Origin of the sequence: Salinisphaera sp. G21_0, from assembly GCF_017744115.1 — a bacterium.
Taxonomy (GTDB): domain Bacteria; phylum Pseudomonadota; class Gammaproteobacteria; order Pseudomonadales; family Endozoicomonadaceae; genus Endozoicomonas.
Window position 1 is genome coordinate 149,992 of record NZ_JAGHQW010000003.1, and the last position, 23,455, is coordinate 173,446.

Here is a 23,455-nt window from a genome sequence, read left to right on the forward strand (position 1 = left end):
GTTTTAATAACAATGCGTTTACCTGACGATGAGGGATAATCATGGAAGCCGGATCTTCAAAGTTACAGAACCATCGTGATTTTCATGAACAGCTGGAGTCGCTGGATGATCAGCCAGATAATTTCTCTGGCAACAGTACCCTGGATGACGTGGTAGAAAAAAGTCGGCGGAACTTTATGAAAGGCGGCCTGGGTTTGGCCATGGCAGGCTTTCTTGGCGGCTGTATAGGTACCACAGGGCAGAGCCATCATAGTCTCCGTGGCAGTTCTGCGGGTAACCTGCAGCAGCCAGACATCGGCTTCAAGCCAATTCCCGTTGAACAGGACCCCATGTTTGATGCCATCAATGTGCCTGAAGGCTATACGGCCAGCGTCTTTTTTTCATGGGGTGACCCGGTAGAGAAAGGTGCCAGACCCTGGCGGCCAGATGGCAGCAACAGCTGGCGGGAGCAGATGAAGCAGGCAGGCCAGAATCACGATGGGATCTGGTTCTTCCCATTTGCGGACCAGCCGGACGACCATGGCCTGTTGGTCATGAATCATGAATACATTAATCCCACGCTTCATCCCAATGGTCTCACCATCACTGAAAACCAGCAGGGGTTTAAACAGCGCCCGGCGCATGAAGTGAAAAAGGAGATGGCGGCCCACGGTGTCAGTATTATCGAAGTTCGCAAGCAGTCGGATGGTCACTGGCAAAAAGTCAAAGATTCCCGCTATAACCGCAGGATCACCGGGTTTACCCCCATGGATCTGACCGGTGAAGTGGCCGGTACTGATTTTTTGAAAACCGTGGCAGACCCTGCTGGCCTTGAAGTGCTCGGAACTTTGAATAACTGCGCCATGGGCGTAACCCCCTGGGGGACTTATCTCACCTGTGAAGAGAACTGGAAGAACTACTTTGTTAACCGTGATGCTGAAGATTATCAGCAACGCCCAGCTCACCAGCGTTATGGTGTGGCCCAGGGCAAGAACAGTAAATACTATGCCTGGGAGTCAGTAGAACCCCGTTTTAATGCGACGCCTGACCACCATGCCGCTCATGGCGGTTATGTTAACGAACCCAACCGTTTCGGCTGGGTGGTGGAAATTGACCCTTTTTCGCCGGACAGTACCCCGAAAAAGCGTACCTCCATGGGGCGACTGGTCAGAGAGTGTTCAACACTTTCGTTGGGTGATGATGGTCGTATGGCCTTCTATTTTGGCGATGATACCCGTGGCGAATACGTGTATAAGTTTGTGCCGGATCAGGCCTATAAACCCGGTAATTCAGCGGCCAACCGGGATATTCTGGACCATGGCACTCTTTATGTGGCGGTGTTCCATGATGATGGCCGTGGTGAGTGGCGGCCACTGGTGTTTGGCCACAATGGCCTGACCCGTCGCAATGGCTTTACCAGTCAGGCCGATGTGCTGGTACACGCCCGTCGGGCTGCGGATATTCTGGGGGCCACAACCATGGACCGCCCGGAATGGGTTGCTGTGCATCCGCAGACCCGGGAAGTCTATGTCACGCTGACCAATAATAAGCACCGGGGCCAAAAAGAGGATCAGCAAACCAATACCGCCAATCCCCGGGAAGATAACCGCCATGGTCAGATTGTTCGTTTTACCGAGGCAAACGCAGATCCCACGGCCACCCATTTCAACTGGGAGATGTTTCTGCTGGCCGGTGACCGTCCTGGCGCGACACTGGCGGATGGCAGCCCGGTACCTGAACACTTCGTGGGAGATATCAAGGGCGATATTTTCTCTTCGCCGGATGGCATCTGGTTTGACTATCAGGGCCGCCTTTGGATTCAGACCGATTACGGTGACGATGAGGAACGCAACAGCAATATGGGCACCAATCAGATGCTCTGCTGCGATCCGGTCACCGCAGAAGTGAAACGCTTTCTGACAGGCCCGAGAGGGTGTGAAATCACTGGTGTGACCACCACGCCCGATGGCAAAGCCATGTGGGTTAATATCCAGCATCCGGCCATCAGCTTTCCGGCCAGTGATGGAATTACACGACCACGGTCTAGTACTGTGCTGATTACCAGGGATGACGGTGGGGTGATTGGAACTTAATTGAACCGCGTTGCGTAATAAAAAGGGCGAATTCACTGATTCGCCTCCTTGTCTTCGACCGGCGGTGCTGAAAAAGGCCTTTATTACCAGCCAGCAGGAACTTTTTGCTGGCTTGGGCATCTACAGGGTTACCTCACGTAAAACGTCAGATTTTTCCATCCGATAGCGGCTTAACTATGAATATCAACTCAGGTGCAGGTTCGACGACCAATGTTGTTATTTCTTCCTCTGTAGCGAAGGATGCCCTGACCTTGGCAGGTACCCTGTCAGGGCTTGCTTTCGGCTTTCTTGTAACCCGCTTCCCGGACGACGACAGTTTTCGGAATCGCGCCTTATTTATGGGCGCTTGCAGCGTTGCGGGGCACCTCATCGCCAAAACTGCCTATCACAGTTGTGCCGCCTTCTGGCAACGAGCTGTGGAAATTCCTGATACAGTATCCACACATATCAATAACCCTGATGTTACCCCCACCAGTCAGGATTCTCATATTGCCCGGGATAGCGGCTCAACTGTAAATACCAATTCAGGTGCAGGTTCGACAACCGACTTTGTTATTTCTACCTCTGTAATCAAGGATACTTTGTCTGTGGCAGGTACCCTGTCAGGGCTTGCTTTTGGCTCTTTTGTATCTATGTTCTCGGACGACGACAATGTGCTGACTCATCGCGCATATTTGGGCGGTTGTGGCACTGCTGGATACCTCATTGCACAAAATGCCTATCACGGTTGTGCCGCCTTCTGGAAAGGCTCTGAGGTTATTCGTGCTACCGTATCCACGTGTATGAATAACCTTGGTATTACCCCCTTCAGTCAGGATTCTCATATTGTCCAGGCATTTACCTGCGCCGGAGCGTGGTATGGCCTGTGTTGCAGTAGTGCCCTCGAAGCTCCATTACTGATCCTATCAGAAGAGGCAATAGAAATAGAAAGACGTGGGCACTGGGGACGCAATTATGAGCCTCCTCCTTGCCTGGTTCCTCCTGATGCCATGAAGCGAATCAAGTCTGGCTCAGGCTCGGTCATGCTCGGTGCCGGTGTCGGATATCTGGTGGGAAAAACGCTGGACTATACGGCAAAAGCCGCCTTTTCCGGTGCCAGAATGGCGGCTGAATGCCTTAGATCGATAGCCACTGGTCGCTGAACAGGTAGACAGCCACCTGTTTGTGCACAAACCCACTGGTACATGGTTTCAATGAGTTTGATGGGTTGTCGTTCCTCCGCACTCCGTTCGTCCTGAGGCTTGTCGAAGGACCCATAGGGCCTAAAGGCGGAAACTCCGGATTCTGATAGATCGTGCCAAGCACCCTTCGACTCCGCTCAGGGTGAACGGAGATTGTACACGTCAAACTCATTGAAACCATGTGTACCAGGCACGGGTGTGGCTGTGGTCGCGTTAAAAATACTTTCATTACCTGCCAGCAGGAACTTTTTCCTGGCTTGAGCATCTACATGGTCGCCTTACGTAAAACGTCACGTTCTTATATCTGAGAGGGACTTAACAATGGATATCAACTCTGGTACGGGCTCAACGAACAACATTATTGTTCCTGCCTCAGTAATGAAGGATTCTCTGGCTTTGGCTGGTACCATGACAGGGCTGGCTTTTGGCTTTCATACAGCCCGCTTCGCGGTCGATGACAATTTTCTGAATCGCGCCTTATATACGGGCGCTTATGGCTTTGCGGGAAACCTCATCGGGAAAGGGGTCTATCACGGTTGTACCGCCTTCTGGCATGCTTCTGTGAAAATTCGTGATACCGTATCCACGTATATGAATCACCTTGGTATCACTCCCTTCATTCAGCAGGATTCTTATATTGTCCAGGCGTGTACCTACGCAGGAGCGCTCTGTGGTCTGGGTTGCAGTAGTGCCATCACAAGTCCATTAATGCTACTGGGGCCACCAGAAAAACATGCGGCCATACGTGCGAATCATCCTGGTGCTTTGAACCGAATCCTGTCTGGCACAGGCTCCGTTGTGGTTGGTGGAGGTGTCGGGTACCTGGTGGGAAAAGCGCTGGACTATACAGCAAAAGCAGCCTTTTCCGGTGCCGGAATGGCTGCAGAACGTCTTGGTTTGACAACCACTGTGGGCGGGAGCCGTGACGAACAGACCCGGAATAAATCCACCTGAGTTAACTGGTGCAACTCCAAGGGGATGATATAGCAAAGATCACCAGTCGGAACCAAAGGATAAGAGTGCTTCAGCAGCGGGTGATGAATCTGTTACGATTCAATCCTGTAGAACCGTTTTTGCGACAACCTCGGTACCGTGGAAATGAGTCCGGAGAGGTTTTGGCAACGAGGTGTCTATTTATGTATTTCATAGCCTGGCTGTACTAACCAGGGTGTATCTCCTGGTGGTAATCTACCCGCGCACTCCTGCTTAAATTCTGCCTTTGGCTTTCTTCTATAGGTGTTTTTCTTTCATGCCCCGTTATGCTGCCAGTGTTCAATAAGATGGCTCCCGTTTTTTTGGTTGGCAGGTTCTCAAGACCGGTTTGCCCACTGTGCAGGCTGCTGTAGAAGCTGCGCTGTCCAAAGTGGCTAACCATCCTGTGGCTGTTGTCTGTGCAGGAAGAACCGATGCCCGGGTTCATGGCTGTAACCAGATTATTCATTTTGATACGGATGCCGTTCGTACAGAACGGGGCTGGGCTTATGGCGCTAATGCCAATTTGCCCGATGGCAAAGCCATGTGGGTTAATATCCAGCATCCGGCCACCAGCTTTCCGGCCAGTGATGGAAAAACACGGCCGCGGTCGAGTACTGTTACCAGAGATGATGGTGAGGTGATTGGGGCTTAATTTAAGCGGGCTTTCGTTTTTAACATGGGCGAATCGAATGATTCGCCCTTTGTCTGTAATAGTCAAAAGATAAGACCTGCAACTAACCCGGATATTTCATAGACTGTCCGTATACTGAGTTAATATCTACAACGGTCAGTTAATATCTATAATGGAACAGAACAGTGGTTAGCAACCTCGGAGAAATTTGGTGGGAACAGCGTTATCGCAACGTTTTGATCGGTGGATCAGAAATGAGTTCAAAGCCTTAAATACTGAACTTGAGCATCTTTATTTTGCCCGGGAACACAGGGAAATTGTGCAGGGTGTTGGTTGTCACTTGAAAAGCGAGCTTGTTCAGCAGGGTAATGATTTTATCCGCCAGTTACTGCGTGAAGGCAATACCGATGAAGGTTTTGACAATGGTTTCGATCTGCTGGGAAGTGTCGGTTTCTTCCTTGCTGCCTGCCGCCGACATGAACTGCCCGGTATTATGGATACCTCAGACACCTCCCTGAAGGATGCATCAGCACTGGCAATGCAACTGGGGGCATCCCTGGGCGTGCACCCCCGATTTGCCTCCGCCCATCTCGAAACCCACAACAAAGCCATTGACGGGGTTTACAGAACCTTCACGTCACTGGAGGATGAACGGTGTTTTCTGGATTACAATACCCGGGGCGTGTTTGCCTATATCAGGGCCTCGGAAGCCCTGTTGCACAGCCTGCCGCTGGGCATCTCCCACCCAGTCACCCGGGATCTTTTCGTGGCTGCCCGCCAGGCACTGGATGACGTTCTTGACAACAACACTGCCCTGTTTAATGTGTTAGACGTCGATCGTTTCTTTTATTGTGTGCGCCCCTATTACAAAACTCACCGGGTCGGCAGAAACGAATACCGTGGGGCCAATGCGGGGGATTTTGCCGGAATTAATGTGATCGATCTGCTACTGGGTGTCTGTCGGGCGGATGACCCATATTATTCGCAACTGTTGGTGGACAAGTTTCTGTTTATGCGCCCGGAAGATCAGTTATTGTTGCGGGACTGCATGCGCCGCAGGAGTCTGATGGATGAATTCCTGGCGACCCCGCAATCCAGCCATCACGAACAGTGGTATCAGGATAACCTCGGTGAGTTTCTCGCCGTTTGCGAAGCCCATGGAAAAACGGCCATTCAGCACCATGAACAATTGGTAAAACACTTCGTCGTCAAGCCCGCCAACGACAACGCCCTGAGTGAAAAACAGGATATAACCGCCAGCGGGCCGCCACTGCAGGTATTGATCGCGGCGCTGAAAAAACTCCACGACCTGCGCACTGCGGCCAACAGGGACGATATTGCAACCCGTTACCAGGACGTACAAACCCTGCTCTCCTCGTTAACTACTGTTGCCGGAGGGAGCCATGCATAACCAGCGGTTTGCTCCGGCACAGGGTATCTATCTGTTAAACCACTCTGTCGGGCGTTTGCCGGTTACAACCCGAAGTGCGGTTGAACGTCACTTTTTTGCAGCGTGGGAACAGGGTGAACCGGATGCCTGGGGTGACTGGATAACGGTGTTTGATCAATTCCGTGGCGAGTTGGCCACCCTGTTGAATGGCAGGGAGGATCAGTTCTGTCCCCAGGTAAATCTGTCCAGCGGATTGTCCAAGTTACTGATGAGCCTGCCTGAACCGGGCCCGCGAAACACCCTGTTGCTGACAGAAAATGACTTTCCATCCATGGGGTTTGTGATGCAGCAGGCTGAGCGTGCCGGGTACCGGGTGCGCTTTATGCCTAAGTCGGTGAATCCGCTGGACATTGATCAATGGTCCGATTTCATGACCGGCGATGTGTGCGCCGTCCTGGTGACTCATGCCCACTATAATACTGGCCGACTGACGCCCGTGGCCGCAATCACGGCACTGGCCAGAGAACGGGAAATCCTTGCCATTGTGGACATTTCCCAGTCCGCCGGGGTGGTACCGATAGACCTGGCCATATGGCAGACCGATGTGGTTCTGGGTTCCTGCGTGAAGTGGCTGTGCGGTGGCCCTGGTGCCGGGTTTCTGTGGATTAATGATGAGATTCTTGATCACCTGAACCCCATGGATGTGGGTTGGTTTTCCCATCAGAACCCTTTTGAATTTAACATTAAACACTTTCAATATGCCGACAATGCCTCGCGATTCTGGGGCGGGACGCCCTCGGTTCTGCCCTATATTGTCGCTACCAGCGGCATTCGCACACTGAATGAAATCGGAGTGGGGCAGATCCGGACACATAACCTGGCGCTGACCCGGAGCATCATGGAAAGTGTTCCTGAGAGCAGTGTCGTCACTCCCCCGGAGGCAGAGAACAGGGGGGGGACCTTGGTGCTTGACTTTGCTAACCAGGCGCAGGTGTCGGAAGCGCTGAAGTCAGCCCGGGTGCAGTTTGATGTCCGGTCCATGGGCATGCGACTTTCGCCCCATATCTACAATACAGCCGACGAGATCAACGAGGTTATAGCCACAATTCGACATACCATTTAAAACCTCAGAAAAGTAAAGTGAGTAAGAGTTCACCTGCCAACAAAACGCTGATTGATTCGGGACGGCCTGATTCGCTGCCAACCGACAACAGAGACCCGTCCCTGTTTGGTGGTGCCTGTATCATTGCCAGTGTCTGTGTCGGGGCCGGAATGCTGGGGCTGCCAATTGCCGGGGCTGGTGCCTGGACGTTCTGGTCGATTCTGACCATTATTATTACCATGCTGGTCATGACCGTCTCTGGCTGGATGTTACTGGAGGCATTCAAACACTATGACCTGAAAGTCTCCTTTAACAGCGTTACCCGGGACCTGTTGGGGAGAAAAGTTAACGTTATCAACAATATTACCGTTTACTTCGTTGCCGGTATCCTTCTCTATGCCTACATCACGTCTTCAGGACTTGTTTTTCATAAGCTGCTGGGCCTGAACAGCAAAATCGCTGCCATTATATTTGTACTTCTTTTTTCTGCCCTGGTCTGGCACTCCACACGGGCCGTTGACCGTATCTCTGTGTTCCTGGTCACACTGATGGTATTGAGTTTTACCTATGGGGTTTCCGGCTTGGCTGCCAGTGTGGATATGGCCGTTCTTTTTGACTCACTCGGTACAGATGACCGTTATGCCCCTTACGCCATGGCCCTGCTGCCTGTGGCCCTCACTTCCTTTGGTTATCATCACTCGGTGTCGTCCATACGGGCCTATTATGGTGATGAGAGCAAGGCCGGATATGCCATTCTCGGTGGTACCTCCATCGCCCTTGCGCTCTATGTGTTTTGGCTGATCAGCATTTTTGGCAACTTGCTTCGCTCTGATTTCGGTGCTGTGATTGCACAGGGCGGGAATGTGGATGTGCTGTTAAACGCCCTGGGCTCAGCGACTGTCTCCCAAAACGTGACCAGTGCCCTCAATGTTTTCTCAATGGCGGCCATTATCTCTTCATTTGTTGGCGTGGGCCTTGGTTTATTTGATTTTCTGGCAGACCTTTTCGGGTTTGAGGATACCAGCACAGGGCGCGCGAAAAGCTGGCTGGTGACCTTTATCCCCCCCCTGCTGCTGTCGCTGTTGTTTCCCTTTGGCTTTGTGATTGCCATTGGCTACGCTGGCGCTGCTGCAACGGTATGGACTTGCATTATTCCGGCATTGCTGGTGCATAAATCCCGGAAAAGACTTGAGCAGGGCACAGGCTATAAAGCACCGGGAGGCTCAGTGATGATTTATTTGACCGTGGCGTTCGGGGTGTTAACCGCTGCGTTTCATTTTCTCTCCATGTTGGGGAGAGTGCCGGTGTTCAATGGCTGACAGGAGTGGTTAAGGAATTGTCCTGAAATAATTTCCACATTTCCAATGTTGCCCGGTAAAGAGAAAAACCTTGCCACGGAGACACGGAGGCACGGAGAAAAGAAAAAATCTTTTCCTCTGTGACTCCGTGTCTCCGTGGCAAAAAGAGGAAGTTATTTCGCAACAAATCCTTAGAAGACTGAATTTGTATAACAGTCTTGGGGACGAGGTGTCTGTGTATCTATACCAGAGCATGTCTGTACTAACCCGGTAGCATCTCTTGGTGGTAATCTACCTGCTTAAAACCTGTGTCTGACTTTTTTCTATAGGTGTTTTTCTTTCATGCCCCGTTATGCTGCCAGTGTTCAATACGATGGCTCCCGTTTTTTTGGTTGGCAAATTCTTAAAACCGGTTTGCCCACTGTGCAGGCTGCTGTAGAAGCTGCACTGTCAAAAGTGGCTAACCATCCTGTTGCCGTTGTCTGTGCAGGAAGAACCGATGCCCGGGTTCATGGCTGTAACCAGATTATTCATTTTGATACGGATGCCGTTCGTACAGAGCGGGGCTGGGCTTATGGTGCTAATGCCAATTTGCCGGATGACGTGGCCGTAAACTGGGTGAAGCCGGTTTCTGATGACTTTCATGCCCGCTTTTCTGCCCTGTGGCGACGTTATCGTTACGTTATTTATAACCATCCCATTCGGCCAGCACATCTCTCCAAAGGGGTGACCTGGAACTATCGGCCGCTGGATGTAGAGCGCATGAAGGCGGCGGCAGAGTGCCTGGTGGGCGAACATGATTTTACCTCTTATCGTGCGATTCAGTGTCAGGCAAAGAACCCGGTCAGGCATGTGACCCGGCTGGATATCTCTCGGCACGGACCGCTGATTGTTATTGATGTGCAGGCCAATGCGTTTTTGCATCATATGATTCGTAATTTTGCCGGGGTGTTAATGGCGGTGGGTTGCGGCAAACGTGAGCCCGGCTGGGCAAAAGAGGTGCTGGATGCCCGGGATCGTGCCCAGGGTGGGGTAACCGCTTCGCCCTGTGGGCTTTATTTTGTCGATGCCGGATATGATAAGGTGTTTGGGTTGCCGGCCAGTGAATCGAACCCGCACTTTATTGCGCCATTAATTCCGTTGTGAATTGGCACCTTTTCCGGAATCAAGTGCAGTAATCACCGAAATGTTCTGATAAGATCAACGATCGCTCAGGGGTTGCTTATCCTTTCGCATTGATCTTCGGCAGTACAGTGTGAAAGCACCTTCAAGCCCTTACCCTGTGGTTGGCTCTGTGTTCGTTTCCAGACGCAGGGCGTGGGAAAGAGAACACCGGGAAATGGAAGTATCTCCTCGTATAAAAATCTGCGGAATTACCCGTGTTGACGATGGTCTGATCGCTGCCGACAGCGGGGCGGATGCCATCGGTCTGGTGTTTTACCGGAAAAGCCGTCGTTGCGTCACGGTTGAGCAGGCCGTGGAGATTGTCCGGGCTCTGCCGCCGTTTGTCTCAGTGGTTGGGCTGTTTGTCGACGCCTCTGATGAGCTGATTCAATCGGTTCTGGACGCGGTTCCTCTTTCTCTTCTGCAATTTCATGGCAATGAACCGGAAATCCAGTGCGCCCGCTGGGGGGTACGTTATATGAAGGCATTCCGTGTTCGTCCGGATATTGCCGTGGCCGACATGGTGGCCCCCTATACCAGTGCCTGTGGCTACCTGCTGGACAGTTATAAGCCCGGGGAGGTGGGTGGTACCGGTGAGTCTTTTGACTGGGATTTGATACCCCATGAGCTGAATAAACCGATGGTGCTGGCCGGAGGTCTGAGTCCTGACAATATTGCTCAGGCAGTGAACAGGGTTCGACCCTATGGAGTTGATGTCAGCAGTGGCGTAGAGAGTCAGCCTGGCATTAAGGATCACGATAAAATCAAAGCCTTTATCAAGGCGGCAGGAAGATGATGGTCGATCAAGAAATTTCTGAGTCCCCCGTTCTTTCTTCTGAAGAACACAAGTACGATCAACCGGATTTAATGGGGCATTTTGGCCGTTACGGTGGACGTTTCGTGGCTGAAACCCTGATGGGTGCGCTGGAAGACCTTGACCGCACCTGGCGTGAGCTCTGGCAGGACAAGACCTTTCAGGAAGATTTTGATCGTGACCTGGCTGACTTTGTTGGCCGTCCTTCACCGCTCTATTTTGCTGAGCGATGGACTCAGGCGCTGGGTGGCGCAAAGATCTACCTGAAGCGTGAAGATCTCAATCATACCGGTGCCCACAAAATCAACCACGCGGTTGGTCAGGCGCTGCTGGCCAAACATATGGGTAAAACCCGGATTATTGCCGAAACCGGTGCCGGTCAGCACGGTGTTGCCTCGGCGACGGTGGCCGCCCGTCTTGGGTTGGAGTGTGTGGTTTATATGGGGGCCAAGGATGTAAAACGTCAGGCATTGAACGTCTATCGCATGAAACTTTTGGGAGCTACCGTGGTGCCGGTAGAAACCGGGTCCCAGACGCTGAAAGACGCGATTAATGAAGCGCTCAGGGATTGGGTAGCACGTCCTGAAGATACCTTCTATCTGTTGGGCACAGTTTGTGGCCCTTCACCCTATCCTGAAATGGTGCGTAATCTGCAGAGTATTATTGGCCGGGAAGCCCGTCGGCAGATTCTGGAAAAAGAAGGACGCCTGCCGGATGCCCTGGTTGCCTGTGTGGGTGGTGGTTCCAATGCCATGGGGCTGTTCCACGAATTTATCCAAGATGCAGACGTTAAGCTGTACGGTGTTGAAGCGGCAGGGCACGGTGTGGATACCGATAAGCATGCGGCCCGAATGAGTTCCGGCCGCCCGGGCGTGCTGCAGGGCGCAAGAACCTATCTGATGACCAATGAACATGGCCAGATTATTGAGAGCCACTCTGTGTCGGCCGGATTGGACTATCCGGGGGTTGGGCCAGAACATAGTTACCTGAAAGATATCGGCCGTGCGCAATACCCGGCGGCAACGGATGAAGAGGCCCTGGCGGCCTTTCGCAAGCTGACCCGCCTGGAAGGCATTATGCCAGCGCTGGAAAGTGCCCATGCCCTGGCCTGGATTGATAAACTGGCACCCACGATGGACAAAGACCAGATCATTATCTGTAACCTGTCTGGTCGTGGTGATAAGGATATTCATACGGTTGCTGCCCTTGACGGGATAGAAAGTGGCCTCGAAGTATAAGGTGGGCACAGCATGAGTCGTGAAATAAACAGAATCAAAGCCCGCTTTGAAACCTTGCAGGGGCGTGAACGTAAAGCACTGATACCCTACATTCTTGCCGGTGACCCTCCGGGCAAGACCGTCGAGGTCATGCACCAGCTGGTGGACCATGGGGCGGATATGATTGAGCTGGGCTTTCCCTTCTCGGACCCGGTGGCGGATGGTCCGGTGATTGCCCAGGCCCATGAGCGGGCGGTATCACACGGTGTTACATTGCATGACGTTTTTGCAATGGTTTCTGAATTCCGGGAAAGGGATAATGACACACCGATTATCCTGATGGGCTATCTCAATCCGGTAGAGATTATGGGCTACCAGCGGTTTGTTGAGTTGGCCAGTCAGGCGGGTGTTGACGGTGTGCTGATGGTGGATCTGCCACCGGAAGCTGCAGGTGATTTACTGGATATGCTGCATGACCGTGGTATTGACATGATCAACCTGATTACCCCGACCACATCCGATGAACGAATTGCCAAGATCTGCCGGGTTGCCAGTGGTTATCTCTATTATGTATCCCTGAAAGGGGTAACCGGTGCGGCAACCTTGAATACGGCAGAAGTTGAAGAGCGGGTCAACCACATCCGGCGTTTTGCTGACGTTCCGGTGTGTGTTGGCTTTGGTATCCGTGATGGTGCCTCGGCTGCCGCCATTGGGCGAATGGCAGACGGCGTTATTGCGGGCAGTGTGCTGGTCTCTGAGCTGGCTCAGTATGGCAATGAGGGACAGGCCTCCATTGACCGCGTTGCCAGCCGAATTGCCGAAATGCGCTCAGCTATGGACGATGACAGGACGAATGAATGAGCAACTGGTTAGTCGATAAACTGATTCCATCGTTATCACGCGCTACTATTGCGCAGAAAAGCAGCAGTGTGCCAGAAGGGCTTTGGCGCAAGTGTGTGAAGTGTGAGGCCTTTCTCTATCGCCCCGAGTTGGATAGAAACCTGGGTGTTTGTCCCAAATGCCAGCATCATATGCGAATCAGTGCCCGCACGCGACTGGATTACTTTCTTGACAAGGAAGGAAAGGCAGAGCTGTTTGCTGACCTTGAGCCCAATGACCGCTTGAAGTTTCGCGACACTAAAAAGTACCGTGATCGACTGGCAACGGCGCAAAAGCAGACCGGCGAAAAAGATGCCCTGGTTGCCATGCGTGGTACCGTCGAGGAGATTCCGGTTGCTGCCGTTGCCTTCGAGTTTTCTTTTATGGGTGGCTCTATGGGGTCGGTGGTCGGGGAAAAGTTTGCCCGTGCTGCCGAGTTGTGCCTGGCAGAGAAGATGCCGCTGATCTGTTTTTCAGCCAGTGGCGGTGCCCGAATGCAGGAAGCCCTGTTTTCCCTGATGCAGATGGCGAAAACCAGTGCGGCCCTGGAAAGAATGCGCCAGGCGGGTATTCCTTATATCTCTGTGATGACTGATCCGGTGTACGGTGGTGTTTCTGCCAGTCTGGCCATGCTCGGTGATATCAATATGGCTGAGCCCGGTGCCCTGATAGGTTTTGCCGGTCCCAGGGTGATTGAACAGACCGTCCGGGAAAAGCTGCCGGAAGGCTTCCAGCGCAGTGAATTCCTGCTGGATCACGGTGCTATTGATATGATCGTTTCCCGTTCTGATTTGCGATCCACTATCGCCAGGCTTTGCCGGAAAATGCAGGGCAGGCCGGATGCTGATGTGGAACTTGCTGATACAATAGAAGTTGCCTAAGCCAACCTAAGGCCGGGTTTTCTCTCCTGCCTTTTCTCTATATTTTGTTCCCGCGCTCTGAGGATGTTGCAAAAGTTATAAAAGCCTTGAACCACAAAGGCACAAAGACACAAAGTTTTTTCTGAGCTTGCCTGAGCTACGCTCAGCAAACAAAATGGCTTTCTTTGTGCCTTCGTGTCTTTGTGGTTCACATCTTTTTAAGGTCTTTCGCAACACCTTTGCTCTGCGTGGGAATGCATACGTCTGGAGATGTGACGTTGTCCTCTGTTGAAAAGAAAGAAAAAAGCCTTGCACAGTGGTTAACCTGGATGGAAGAAACTCGTCCGGAGCATGAAATCGACTTTGGGCTGGACCGGATTCGGCTGGTGGGTGACCGATTGGATTTGCTCAAACCCGCGCCGTTCGTTATTACCGTGGGCGGCACCAATGGCAAAGGCTCGACGCTGGCTGTTCTTGAAGCTGTTCTGCTAGCTGCTGGTTACAAGGTAGGTCTATTTACATCACCTCATTTTCTCAAGTTTAACGAAAGAATTCGCATTAATGGCGAACAAGTCAGTGATGACTGGCTATGTGATGCTTTTGAGAAGATAAATGAAGGTCGAAAAACGACATGGCTAACCTATTTTGAATTTGCCACCCTGGCTGCCGTGGACTGCTTTAAAAGGGCGGAGGTGAATGTGGCACTGATGGAAGTTGGCCTGGGTGGGCGACTGGATGCTACCAATGTGATTGACCCGGATGTGTCGGTAATTACCACGGTGGCGCTCGATCATCAGGAATACCTTGGTTTTAGTATTGAAGCGATTGCCAAAGAGAAGTCAGGAATATTTCGTGCCGGTAAACCTGCAATTTTTGGGGATTGGCCAGTGCCGCAGGCAATCACTGACATGGCTGAGCGTCTTGGTAGTGCCCTGTATTGCAGGGGAGAGGCGTTTAACCTGGCAAGGTCGGGTAATACATGGCATTGGTCAGGTAGTGAAAATCAAAAGCTGGAAAATCTGCCTGTTCCCAATGTGGTGATTGATAATGCAGCGACGGCATTGCAGGCGCTGCAATTTATGCCAGAACCTATTGCCATTGAGGCTATTCGAAAAGGCTTGTCACAGGTATCGGTTACCGGACGGTTCCAGAAGCTGATGATGGAAAATGCGTCAGGTGAGTCAATCGATGTGGTGCTGGATGTTGCTCACAATCCTCAGGCTGCAGAAATGCTTGGGCAGCGTCTGGACGAGTCTCCGGCAGAAGGTAAGACACGAGCAGTGTTTGCCATGTGTAAAGATAAGGATTATATGGCGGTTGTTGACTGCGTGAGTGACAATATCGATGAGTGGTACGTTGCTCAGTTTGAGTCTCCAAGGGCGTTGTCTGAACAAGAGCTGGCGCAGAAGTTGGTTGATCGAGGGTATTCAGTTAATCGCTATCAGAATGTTGCTGAAGCACTGCATCATGCTTTAGCAAGCTCAACTTCTGGAGACAGGGTGCTGGTTACGGGATCGTTTATGACGGTATCTGCTGCCTTGACCAGCAGCCACTGAGTACAAGGTTTCAGTGTAATTGCTCAAATATCAGGCCAGAATTGTTCATTCATAATTTGTTCGTAGGTCCATGGGCATGAGTCTGGAAAATGTTCCTTGCTGATGCCGGTTTCCTTAAAGGCAGAAATCCGTGCCGCCGGATAGGCATCGTCCATCGCATCATTAATCTTGGGCTTTAGCCCAGGGTTTTCTTTAATCAATTTCCGAATGCGAAATCGCTGCTCTTCAATAGATCCCTGCCAGCTACTGCTACGGTGTTCAGGTTGATAGACCCACTTAAGCAGATGCATCAGCAGAATATCCAGCCGGTGACTCAATTGCCGGTATTCGCTTCTGCCCATGCTTTCAATTTCCTCAAGGATATTGTCCAAATCCAGTTCTCCCAGTCTGCCCTGACGAATAAGTTCTGCCTGCTGCTGTGTCCAACTGTAAAAATCCGCTTCGTATAATGGTTCAGTCATACTGATAAGTCCCTTCGGTATTGCGCGCTTAATTGTTGTAGGTTTAGTTGGAATTCGCTTAAGATGCAATGAGTTTCAGGAATTAACCTTTAATTGACTTCCCGCCATCTGTGCAGGGATGAACACTGTTTATCTATCGTTATGGAGCGTATCTTGGGCGAGGGACTTAAGCAAAGACTAATAGGTGCTGTGGTATTGCTGGCCTTATTGATCATTCTCGCGCCCGCGCTTTTCAGGGGAGGGGAGACTCATCCGCTGGTCACCTCCAGACCTTCCCCGGAAGCCCCTAAGCTTGAATCCCCCCCAGTGCCTGCATTTGTCGACCAGCTGGATATTCCCCCGGATGTTGTTGAAGTGGTGCCTTCTTCCACTGAAACTGTGCTAGAGCCAGAAAGTGATCGTAATGAAAAAGCCACAGGTGTGGACGAATCAGGGCACCTGAAGGCCTGGTCTCTCCAGTTGGCAACCTTTGCGGATAAAAACAATGCCCGCAACCTGGAAAAACAGCTAAAGACTAAAGGGTATAGTGCTTTTCAGAAGAAAATTTCTACAGAGACAGGCAAGGTTTTTTATCGGGTCTACATAGGGCCGGAAGTAAGGCCGGATGAACTTCAGCAGCTAAAGGTTACCATCATGAAAGAGTTAGGGCTTGAGGGTATACTGGTTCGCTATGTTCCATAATAGGTCTCGGGCTTATGGTGATGCTTGAGGCTTTCTGTAGAGACAAATTCAGGAAAACTTATGACAATAGATACAACGTTCTTCAGTCGCTGTATCAAGACTCTTGATATGGCCTATGAAAAAGTTGTCCAGGCTGAAGATGGCAGTATCGATTATGAGATGTACCGATCTGCCTGTGTGAAAGAGTTTGAGATCATCCTTGAACAGGCTGGCAAGTTGTTGCGTAAATGTTTAAAGGATTATATGCATAGCCCCAAAGCGGTTGACCGAATGGTATTCAAAGAGGTCTTTCGGCAAGCTGCTCAGCATGATTTGCTGTCACTGGAACAGGCAGAGCGCTGGTTGTCTTACCGCGATAATCGCAACAATACCGCCCATGACTATGGGAAAAAATTTGCAGAATACACCTTGAAATTATTGCCGGACTTCATGGCGGATGCACAGACCCTGGAAAAATCCATAAAACAGCATTCAGAGCAAGCGGACAATGATTGATCTCAGGGATAAGGACCGCAAGGCAATCTGTGCTATTGCTGAACAGATATTTGCCCCGGGCACTGAAATCTGGGCATACGGTAGCCGGGTCAAGGGGACTAATCATGACACCAGTGATCTGGATTTGGTTGTGCACTTTCCCCTGGATCAGGACAAGATGACAGACTATGAGCAGTTGAGTCTGTTTCTCGAAACTTTGCGAGACTCCAATATCCCCATTATTGTGCAGGCACTTGCCTGGCACAGTATTCCCGATAGTTTTCGTGAGGGCATAGGTGCAAGCCACCAGGTGCTCTGGCGGTGCCAGTGAGGCTGCAATCACAGCGGGGTTTGCCGGCAGGTTGGTGATCCTCGGATATTTGGTGCTTTGATCATGCCCCTCATAAAAAATTACGAATAAGTGCTTTTCCGGTCGTGATTACTTCGTGGCTGTCGTGTAGAATCCCCGTTCTTGTAAAGCTACTAAAACAATAAGGCCTTAAACAGGCCTTATTACGTTAGGGAGTCACACAAAAAATTTTTACGCTGATGCAACTTTTGCTCGAGTAGATTGGTTGTTTTCCGCGCAGCTGTTTCGGCATATGCTTAAGTCGATGGGCGGTAGCGTACTTTTCGGTTGGCTTGTATCGCTGAGCAACTTATAAAACTGCTGTTTACCTTTCTTTTTACTGCCTCTCTTATAAAATTCCTCAATATAGTCGGATATTTAGAGCGACGTTTCTGCCAGGTCTTCAAATCTGAAGCATTGAGCGTTGTAACCAGCAAAAGATAGATTAGTCCTGAAAGGTGATTTAACAGGCAGAGCCTGAGGTCAAATGAATAACACAAACCGATTTGACAAGATTGATGCACTTAAGCAACAGCTTGATACCTTAAGGCCTCTGCCGAAAGAAACGGTCCGGTCACTCCATGAGGCTCTGGTACTGGAATGGACCTACCACTCAAATGCGATTGAGGGCAATACCCTGAGCCTGAAAGAAACGAAGGTAGTGCTTGAGGGTATTACTGTTGGCGGTAAATCCCTTCGGGAGCATTTTGAGGCCATTAATCATCGTGAGGCTATTGAATGGGTGGAGTCGGTAGTAGAAAGGGATGAGCCATTCAGCGAAAGACTGGTAAAAAGTATTCACCAGTTAGTATTGAAAAATATAGATGATGGCAATGCAGGTCGCTACCGGCAGGAGAATGTTGTTATTGCTGGTGCCGAGCACACACCTCCCGAGCATTACCACTTGCCGCAGCTGATGAATGATTTGGTTGAATGGTACCAGCAGCAGAGCTGTCACCCCCTGGAGCGGTCTGCCCGGCTGCATGTGGATTTTGTGGGTATTCATCCCTTTGTTGATGGCAATGGCCGAACCGCCCGGCTGTTAATGAACTTTGATTTGATGGGCAGTGGTTACTTGCCGGTCATTATCCGCAAGGAAAACCGTCTGGCCTATTATGAGGCTCTGGATAAAGCGCATACCCAAAAGGACTACGGGCGATTTATTGACATGGTGACCAGCGCCCAGGAAGAGGCTTTGAAGAGTTATATCAGTATTATAGAGTAATGTGAATTGAAAGTGGATGTTCTGATTCATGATACCCGGCATGAAGCGCTGGCCATTCATGAGATTGCCAGACAAGGGGTCAGGCCTGGTTAGTGATTAAACGACATTGCTTATGAAAAATAAAACACATGCACTGTCTCTTCACAGCGTTTCTAAATTAGGTTAAACAACATTGAGACTCACGACCGAAGAGCAAAACGCCATTAGAAAGGTGATATATCAGGCAGACCCTGAGGCGCAAATATGGTTATTTGGTTCAAGGGCGAATGACCAGGCAAAAAGCGCTATTTGAAAATCAGCCTGGGCTGGGTTTATGAGGGGCTAAGGCGTCTCGCCAACCGGAATGAACTGCATGAACTTGATTATCAATAAAGAAGCGCTTGAAAAGTCGGGCAAGTTTTCAAACCCTGACTGGACAGAAAAAGGCGAGCCCCGTGCCAAAGTCGGCCTGAAGCACTTGTCGACCTTATGGTTCAATACCGGAACCCTATGCAATCTGGCATGCAAGAATTGCTATATTGAATCCACGCCCAGGAATGACCGGCTGGTTTACATCTCCCATGCGGAAGTGGTCACCTATCTCAACGAGATCAGGGATCAGGATTTAGACACGACCGAAATTGGCATCACCGGCGGCGAGCCTTTCATGAACCCGGACATCATTCCGATCATGGAGAGTGTGCTGGAGCGAGGCTTTGCGTTGCTGGTACTGACCAATGCCATGAGGCCGATGATGAAATGCGCAGATGATCTGCTACGGCTTAATCATAAATTCGGAGCGAAGATGACACTGCGGGTATCGGTCGATCATTTCCAACCGGAACTGCATGAGGATGAGCGCGGCAAAAACAGCTGGAAGCCAATGATGCTGGGGCTTAAATGGCTGTCTGACAACGAGTTTACCATCGATATTGGCGGACGCACCCGCTGGGGCGAGGAAGAAGAGAAACTAAGGTCTGGATTTGCCAGGTTCTTTGCCAACAACAACATCAAGATCAATGCGTTCGATCGCAAGCATCTGGTCCTGTTTCCTGAAATGGAACCTGCTGAGGATGTTCCCGAGATCACCACCGATTGCTGGGGCATTTTGAATGTCGATCCGTCCGACATGATGTGCTCATCCTCCCGCATGGTAGTGAAGCACAAGGGCGATGATCGCCCAACGGTTCAGTCGTGTACACTACTTGCCTATGACCGGCAGTTTGATCTGGGACCAACGCTTGTAGAAGCGTCGAAACCGGTTTCGCTCAATCATGTGTTCTGCGCAAAGTTCTGCGTGCTCGGCGGCGGCGCTTGCAGCGTAAAAGAATAGAAATTCTCGGGTAACTGACAAATGCTGGCAATCATTGGGGGAACAGGTCTTTACGACGTTGAAGGTCTGGAACTGGTTTCAGAAGAAGAAGTCGATACACCGTTCGGCACGCCATCTGCTCCGCTTTGCACACTGAAAACAGGCGACCGGGAAATTCTGTTCTTACCTCGCCATGGTAAGGGACATTCCTTCCTGCCCCACGAGATCAATTACCGGGCAAATATGTATGCGCTAAAGCAGGCCGGTGCGCGAATGGTATTGGGGTTCTCAGCGGTTGGCAGTCTGCGCGAAGAAATTGCGCCTGGTGATTTTTCCATTCCCTCTCAATATCTCGACCTTACCAAAGGTAAGCGCGAGGCTACCTTCTTCGGTAATGGCATTGCTGCGCACGTTTCCACTGCGGTACCAACGTGCCCTGAGCTGTCCGGCTGGGTGAAGCAGGTAGCACAGGAAAAAGCCGTCAAGTTGCATATGGATAAGACTTACGCCTGCGTTGAGGGGCCGCGCCTTGGTACAAAGGCCGAGAGCTTTTTCATGCGGCGAGCTGGATGCGATCTTGTCGGCATGACCAATGTTCCGGAAGTGTTCCTCGCCCGTGAGGCGCAGCTCTCTTACGCAACCATCTGCATCGCCACCGATTATGATTGCTGGCTTGATGATCCTGATCAACATGTGACGGTTCAGGCGGTGATAGAACGGTTTAACGCAAGCCTTGCGAAGGCCAGGGAACTGCTGATGGCGCTGTTGGCTTTGCCCTTGCCGACCATTGATGAAGACTACCGTAAAGCACTTGAAATGGCGGTGCTCACCCCTGACAGCGCATTAAATGAAGAGCAGCTGGCAATGCTGGAAGTCCTGCGAGCTTAGTTTCAGATATGCCCGTTTCGGTCATCATCCCAGTTGCTCCCAGTGATGATGCCTGGGCCGACCTCATTCCGCAGCTTCAATTGCCGGAAAATAGCGAGATTGTTATTTGTCCTGGCAAACAGAATTTTAACCCGGATGTACCTGGTATTTCCGAAAACGTCAGGCTCACTGTTTGCCGCGAAGGGCAAGGACGGGCGGGGCAGATGAATGCGGGCGCTCATATGGCAACACACGACATGATCTGGTTTTTGCATGGGGATTCGCGGATTAATCAGGAAACACTTAAGCAACTTGGTCATGGGATAGCCAGGAAAGCCGAAGCCCTCTACTTCTTTGATCTTAAGTTCCTGGATGATGGACCGAAAGCAATGGGCTGGAATGAAAGGGCGGTTCGCTGGAGAGCAGGGTGGATGAAGATTCCGTTTGGTGATCAGGGGTTCTTAATACCGAAGGTACTCTTTTCCAGGTTAGGCGGATATCGTGAAGACCTGGCTTATGGCGAAGACCACGTCTTTGTCTGGAAGGTCAGGCAGGAGGGATACCCGGTTATTCGGCTTCCTGCACCGGTTTACACATCAGCTCGCAAGTACCAGAAGGGTGGCTGGTTATCTGTTACGGTGAAGCACGTCTGGCTGACCATTGTGCAGGCTGTGCCCAATTGGCTGGAGCTGAAACGGCGGCAGCTGATGCGAGTATTCCGATGAAAATAGCCGTTGCTATTTTTGCCAAGACGATTGGTCTGTCGCCGGTTAAGTCGCGGCTTGCCTCGACTGTCGGCGTGGAGTTGGCTGAAGCATTCTACTCGCTGAGCATTGCCTGTACTCACGACATGATGTTGTCTGTTGTAGCGACCAGCAAAGTCGAGGTGTTTCCGCACTGGGCGCTCGCTGAAGAAGATGGACCAGTGCAGTTTGATGGACGGGGGTATCCCGCATTGTGGACGGGGGAGGGTGATCTTGGAGCAAGGCTCGCGACGATCTCTGAGAGACTGTTCGATGACTATGATGGCGTTGTGATGATTGGATCGGACAGCCCTCAACTTTGCAGCGGGCACCTGGTCAGTGCCATAGCACAGATAAGGCATGATCCAGATTTATGCGTAGTGGGACCAGCGGAGGATGGAGGTTTTTACTTCTTCGGCACGGGACGCCCCGTACTCAGGAAAGTCTGGGAAAGCGTAACCTACAGCAAGGACACAACATTTAACGAACTGGTCTCTCATTTGGAAGGCAGGGATATTCACTACTTGCCAAAGGAACAGGATGTGGACGCGGCGGAAGATCTCAAGACACTTGAAAACAATCTCTCAGGCAAGGTCGGGCGGTTAAGTGAGAGTCAGAGAGAGTTATTGCAATGGCTGCGCTCTAATCAAGGGTGCTCTGCCTGATTAATGTGTGAATAAAAAGTATTTATGATCTAAATGGCGCTAGCTTAAGAGATCACTTCTGACACATTGTAAGTGATAAGTAGTTAATCTTTCTTTAGGGAAAAATCATGAAAGCCCCCGAACCCATTGGGCTCAATGGCTATAAGGACATCCCCTTATAGAGCAAAATACACATCCGGTGTCTTATATAAAAAAGATTTGGATGTTCTGAAAATGAATGCATTTTATTTAATGAATAGCTATCTGTTATTTATGACGCACGTCAGCAATGGAAAATAGATCATAAACTTGCTGATATTCTGCTCTTAGTCATTTGTGCAGTCATTGCAGGTTGCGAAGGCTGGGAAGAAATTGAAGACTTCGGAAATGAGCGACTGGATTGGTTAAAAAAATATGGTGAATTTGAATACGACATTCCTTTCCATCATACAATTTCCAGGGTAGTTGCTGCTATTAACCCAAAGCAATTCCAGAAATGCTTTATTGAGTGGATGCAAGCCTGCCACCAGACAACTAATGGTGAGATCATTGCAATTGATGGAAAAACAGCAAGAGGATCATACGACAAAGGCAAGGATAAAGGTGCTGATTATTTGCTAGCGGTAAAAGGTAACCAGGGAAAGCTTCATGAAGCATTTGAGAATCATTTTTCTGTTAAAAAAATGAATCAATGGAAGGGTGACACTTTCAGAACTGAAGAAAAAAGCCATGGTAAAATGGAAACACGTCTTCACATAGTTAGTGATATCTTTGATGAGTTTGTTAATCTTTCTTTTGATTGGAAAGGAATGAAAACTCTCGGAATTATTTTGTCTGCAAGAATGGAAGATGGTGTATTTAATGCTGACGACATCAGTGTGCGTTATTACATTTCCTCTGTGCAATTAACTGCAGAAAAGTTTGCACATGCTGCAAGAGAGCATTGGGCAATCGAGAATAAACTCCATTGGAAAATGGATGTTGCAATGAGAGAAGATGATTGTCGAATCAGAAGGGGCAATGCAGCTGAAATGCTCACTGGTTTTCGACATATGGCAGTTAATATGTTGAACAATACCAAAACCTTTAAAGCTGGTCTGAAGCGGAAGCAGAAAAAGGCCGCCATGAGCACTCGATATCTGCCTGAAGTCCTCGCTGGATGCGGGGTTTCATGATTTTTCCCTGATGAAAACTCTCGGAATTATTTTGTCTGCAAGAATGGAAGATGGTGTATTTAATGCTGACGACATCAGTGTGCGTTATTACATTTTCTCTGCGCAATTAACTGCAGAAAAGTTTGTACATGCTGCAAGAGAGCATTGGGCAATCGAGAATAAGCTCCATTGGAAAATGGATGTTGCAATGAGAGAAGATGATTGTCGAATCAGAAGGGGCAATGCAGCTGAAATGCTCACTGGTTTTCGACATATGGCAGTTAATAGGTTGAACAGTACCAAAACCTTTAAAGCTGGTCTGAAGCGGAAGCAGAAAAAGGCCGCCATGAGCACTCGATATCTGTCTGAAGTCCTCGTAGGATGCGGGGTTTCATGATTTTTCCCTGTAGTCCATGAGAGTCAAGAG

The 23,455-nt window shown here is 50.4% G+C and carries 23 protein-coding genes and 1 pseudogene; 23 read left to right on the forward strand and 1 reads right to left on the reverse strand.

Annotation, left to right across the window (positions count from 1 at the left end):
• The first annotated feature begins 41 nt into the window (after positions 1–41).
• The 13 genes and pseudogenes from J7439_RS02545 (at position 42) to folC (ending at position 15,139) form a co-directional block, all read left to right on the forward strand.
• On the forward strand, positions 42–2,072 hold the full coding sequence (locus tag J7439_RS02545; protein WP_209200114.1) for a PhoX family protein: 2,031 nt from the start codon (positions 42–44) through the stop codon (positions 2,070–2,072).
• 176 nt (positions 2,073–2,248) lie between these two features.
• Positions 2,249–3,214: a hypothetical protein gene (locus tag J7439_RS02550; protein WP_209200115.1), complete on the forward strand. Its 966-nt coding sequence runs from the start codon at positions 2,249–2,251 to the stop codon at positions 3,212–3,214.
• Between the two features lie 360 nt (positions 3,215–3,574).
• On the forward strand, positions 3,575–4,207 hold the full coding sequence (locus tag J7439_RS02555) for a hypothetical protein (RefSeq protein WP_209200116.1): 633 nt from the start codon (positions 3,575–3,577) through the stop codon (positions 4,205–4,207).
• 328 nt (positions 4,208–4,535) lie between these two features.
• Positions 4,536–4,775 (forward strand): annotated as a pseudogene (locus J7439_RS26855) (tRNA pseudouridine(38-40) synthase TruA); the annotation flags it as partial.
• Positions 4,776–5,070: 295 nt separating this feature from the next.
• Positions 5,071–6,270, forward strand: coding sequence for a PrnB family protein (locus J7439_RS02565; RefSeq protein WP_209200118.1), 1,200 nt, complete (start codon positions 5,071–5,073; stop codon positions 6,268–6,270).
• Positions 6,263–7,372, forward strand: coding sequence for an aminotransferase class V-fold PLP-dependent enzyme (locus tag J7439_RS02570; protein ID WP_209200119.1), 1,110 nt, complete (start codon positions 6,263–6,265; stop codon positions 7,370–7,372). The genes J7439_RS02565 and J7439_RS02570 overlap by 8 nt, the downstream gene beginning before the upstream one ends.
• A gap of 74 nt (positions 7,373–7,446) precedes the next feature.
• Positions 7,447–8,670 (forward strand): aromatic amino acid transporter, encoded by a 1,224-nt coding sequence (locus J7439_RS02575; protein ID WP_353622984.1) that lies wholly within the window; start codon positions 7,447–7,449, stop codon positions 8,668–8,670.
• Between the two features lie 321 nt (positions 8,671–8,991).
• A complete protein-coding gene (gene truA, locus J7439_RS02580) occupies positions 8,992–9,795 on the forward strand; it encodes a tRNA pseudouridine(38-40) synthase TruA (RefSeq protein ID WP_209200121.1) in 804 nt (267 codons plus the stop codon).
• 193 nt (positions 9,796–9,988) lie between these two features.
• The gene (locus tag J7439_RS02585; protein ID WP_286198157.1) at positions 9,989–10,609 is read left to right on the forward strand and encodes a phosphoribosylanthranilate isomerase; all 621 of its coding nucleotides are present in this window, start codon (positions 9,989–9,991) and stop codon (positions 10,607–10,609) included.
• A gap of 71 nt (positions 10,610–10,680) precedes the next feature.
• Entirely contained in the window at positions 10,681–11,865 is a 1,185-nt protein-coding gene (trpB, locus tag J7439_RS02590; protein WP_353622985.1) for a tryptophan synthase subunit beta, read from the forward strand.
• Between the two features lie 24 nt (positions 11,866–11,889).
• On the forward strand, positions 11,890–12,705 hold the full coding sequence (trpA, locus tag J7439_RS02595) for a tryptophan synthase subunit alpha (RefSeq protein ID WP_209200218.1): 816 nt from the start codon (positions 11,890–11,892) through the stop codon (positions 12,703–12,705).
• Positions 12,702–13,604, forward strand: a complete 903-nt coding sequence (gene accD / locus J7439_RS02600; protein ID WP_209200123.1) for an acetyl-CoA carboxylase, carboxyltransferase subunit beta — start codon at positions 12,702–12,704, stop codon at positions 13,602–13,604. The genes trpA and accD overlap by 4 nt, the downstream gene beginning before the upstream one ends.
• 251 nt (positions 13,605–13,855) lie before the next feature.
• Positions 13,856–15,139, forward strand: coding sequence for a bifunctional tetrahydrofolate synthase/dihydrofolate synthase (gene folC / locus J7439_RS02605; protein ID WP_209200124.1), 1,284 nt, complete (start codon positions 13,856–13,858; stop codon positions 15,137–15,139).
• Positions 15,140–15,162: 23 nt separating this feature from the next.
• On the opposite strand, the gene J7439_RS02610 is transcribed toward folC, so the two are convergent.
• Positions 15,163–15,600, reverse strand: coding sequence for a DUF29 domain-containing protein (locus tag J7439_RS02610; RefSeq protein ID WP_209200125.1), 438 nt, complete (start codon positions 15,598–15,600; stop codon positions 15,163–15,165).
• Positions 15,601–15,693: 93 nt separating this feature from the next.
• Here J7439_RS02610 and J7439_RS02615 point away from each other — a divergent pair, with 93 nt between their 5' ends.
• The 10 genes from J7439_RS02615 (at position 15,694) to J7439_RS02660 (ending at position 23,425) form a co-directional block, all read left to right on the forward strand.
• On the forward strand, positions 15,694–16,281 hold the full coding sequence (locus J7439_RS02615; protein WP_209200126.1) for an SPOR domain-containing protein: 588 nt from the start codon (positions 15,694–15,696) through the stop codon (positions 16,279–16,281).
• Between the two features lie 60 nt (positions 16,282–16,341).
• A complete protein-coding gene (locus tag J7439_RS02620; protein WP_209200127.1) occupies positions 16,342–16,776 on the forward strand; it encodes a nucleotidyltransferase substrate binding protein in 435 nt (144 codons plus the stop codon).
• Positions 16,769–17,086 (forward strand): nucleotidyltransferase family protein, encoded by a 318-nt coding sequence (locus tag J7439_RS02625; protein WP_209200128.1) that lies wholly within the window; start codon positions 16,769–16,771, stop codon positions 17,084–17,086. The genes J7439_RS02620 and J7439_RS02625 overlap by 8 nt, the downstream gene beginning before the upstream one ends.
• Before the next feature lie 505 nt (positions 17,087–17,591).
• Complete coding sequence (locus tag J7439_RS02630; protein WP_209200129.1) at positions 17,592–18,329, forward strand: Fic family protein; 738 nt, start codon at positions 17,592–17,594, stop codon at positions 18,327–18,329.
• Positions 18,330–18,681: 352 nt separating this feature from the next.
• A complete protein-coding gene (locus J7439_RS02635; RefSeq protein ID WP_209200130.1) occupies positions 18,682–19,641 on the forward strand; it encodes a radical SAM protein in 960 nt (319 codons plus the stop codon).
• A gap of 21 nt (positions 19,642–19,662) precedes the next feature.
• Positions 19,663–20,508 carry an S-methyl-5'-thioadenosine phosphorylase gene (gene mtnP, locus J7439_RS02640; protein WP_209200131.1) on the forward strand — a complete coding sequence of 282 codons (846 nt, stop codon included), beginning with the start codon at positions 19,663–19,665 and terminating at the stop codon, positions 20,506–20,508.
• 8 nt (positions 20,509–20,516) lie between these two features.
• Positions 20,517–21,212: a TIGR04283 family arsenosugar biosynthesis glycosyltransferase gene (locus J7439_RS02645; protein WP_209200132.1), complete on the forward strand. Its 696-nt coding sequence runs from the start codon at positions 20,517–20,519 to the stop codon at positions 21,210–21,212.
• Positions 21,167–21,895, forward strand: a complete 729-nt coding sequence (locus J7439_RS02650; RefSeq protein WP_209200133.1) for a TIGR04282 family arsenosugar biosynthesis glycosyltransferase — start codon at positions 21,167–21,169, stop codon at positions 21,893–21,895. The genes J7439_RS02645 and J7439_RS02650 overlap by 46 nt, the downstream gene beginning before the upstream one ends.
• A gap of 248 nt (positions 21,896–22,143) precedes the next feature.
• The gene (locus tag J7439_RS02655) at positions 22,144–23,049 is read left to right on the forward strand and encodes an ISAs1 family transposase (protein ID WP_209200220.1); all 906 of its coding nucleotides are present in this window, start codon (positions 22,144–22,146) and stop codon (positions 23,047–23,049) included.
• Between the two features lie 31 nt (positions 23,050–23,080).
• Positions 23,081–23,425, forward strand: coding sequence for an ISAs1 family transposase (locus J7439_RS02660; RefSeq protein WP_286198159.1), 345 nt, complete (start codon positions 23,081–23,083; stop codon positions 23,423–23,425).
• Positions 23,426–23,455 lie beyond the last annotated feature (30 nt).

What these genes read in the sequence shown, in the direction of transcription:
- J7439_RS02635 (WP_209200130.1), top strand. Translation starts at nt 18,682, where the DNA reads ATGAACTTGATTATCAATAAAGAAGCGCTTGAAAAGTCGGGCAAGTTT.
- J7439_RS02625 (WP_209200128.1), top strand. Translation starts at nt 16,769, where the DNA reads ATGATTGATCTCAGGGATAAGGACCGCAAGGCAATCTGTGCTATTGCT.
- accD (WP_209200123.1), top strand. Translation starts at nt 12,702, where the DNA reads ATGAGCAACTGGTTAGTCGATAAACTGATTCCATCGTTATCACGCGCT.
- J7439_RS02630 (WP_209200129.1), top strand. Translation starts at nt 17,592, where the DNA reads ATGAATAACACAAACCGATTTGACAAGATTGATGCACTTAAGCAACAG.
- J7439_RS02545 (WP_209200114.1), top strand. Translation starts at nt 42, where the DNA reads ATGGAAGCCGGATCTTCAAAGTTACAGAACCATCGTGATTTTCATGAA.
- J7439_RS02610 (WP_209200125.1), bottom strand. Translation starts at nt 15,600, where the DNA reads ATGACTGAACCATTATACGAAGCGGATTTTTACAGTTGGACACAGCAG.
- J7439_RS02645 (WP_209200132.1), top strand. Translation starts at nt 20,517, where the DNA reads ATGCCCGTTTCGGTCATCATCCCAGTTGCTCCCAGTGATGATGCCTGG.
- J7439_RS02620 (WP_209200127.1), top strand. Translation starts at nt 16,342, where the DNA reads ATGACAATAGATACAACGTTCTTCAGTCGCTGTATCAAGACTCTTGAT.
- J7439_RS02555 (WP_209200116.1), top strand. Translation starts at nt 3,575, where the DNA reads ATGGATATCAACTCTGGTACGGGCTCAACGAACAACATTATTGTTCCT.
- J7439_RS02585 (WP_286198157.1), top strand. Translation starts at nt 9,989, where the DNA reads ATGGAAGTATCTCCTCGTATAAAAATCTGCGGAATTACCCGTGTTGAC.
- truA (WP_209200121.1), top strand. Translation starts at nt 8,992, where the DNA reads ATGCCCCGTTATGCTGCCAGTGTTCAATACGATGGCTCCCGTTTTTTT.
- J7439_RS02570 (WP_209200119.1), top strand. Translation starts at nt 6,263, where the DNA reads ATGCATAACCAGCGGTTTGCTCCGGCACAGGGTATCTATCTGTTAAAC.
- mtnP (WP_209200131.1), top strand. Translation starts at nt 19,663, where the DNA reads ATGCTGGCAATCATTGGGGGAACAGGTCTTTACGACGTTGAAGGTCTG.
- J7439_RS02550 (WP_209200115.1), top strand. Translation starts at nt 2,249, where the DNA reads ATGAATATCAACTCAGGTGCAGGTTCGACGACCAATGTTGTTATTTCT.
- trpB (WP_353622985.1), top strand. Translation starts at nt 10,681, where the DNA reads ATGGGGCATTTTGGCCGTTACGGTGGACGTTTCGTGGCTGAAACCCTG.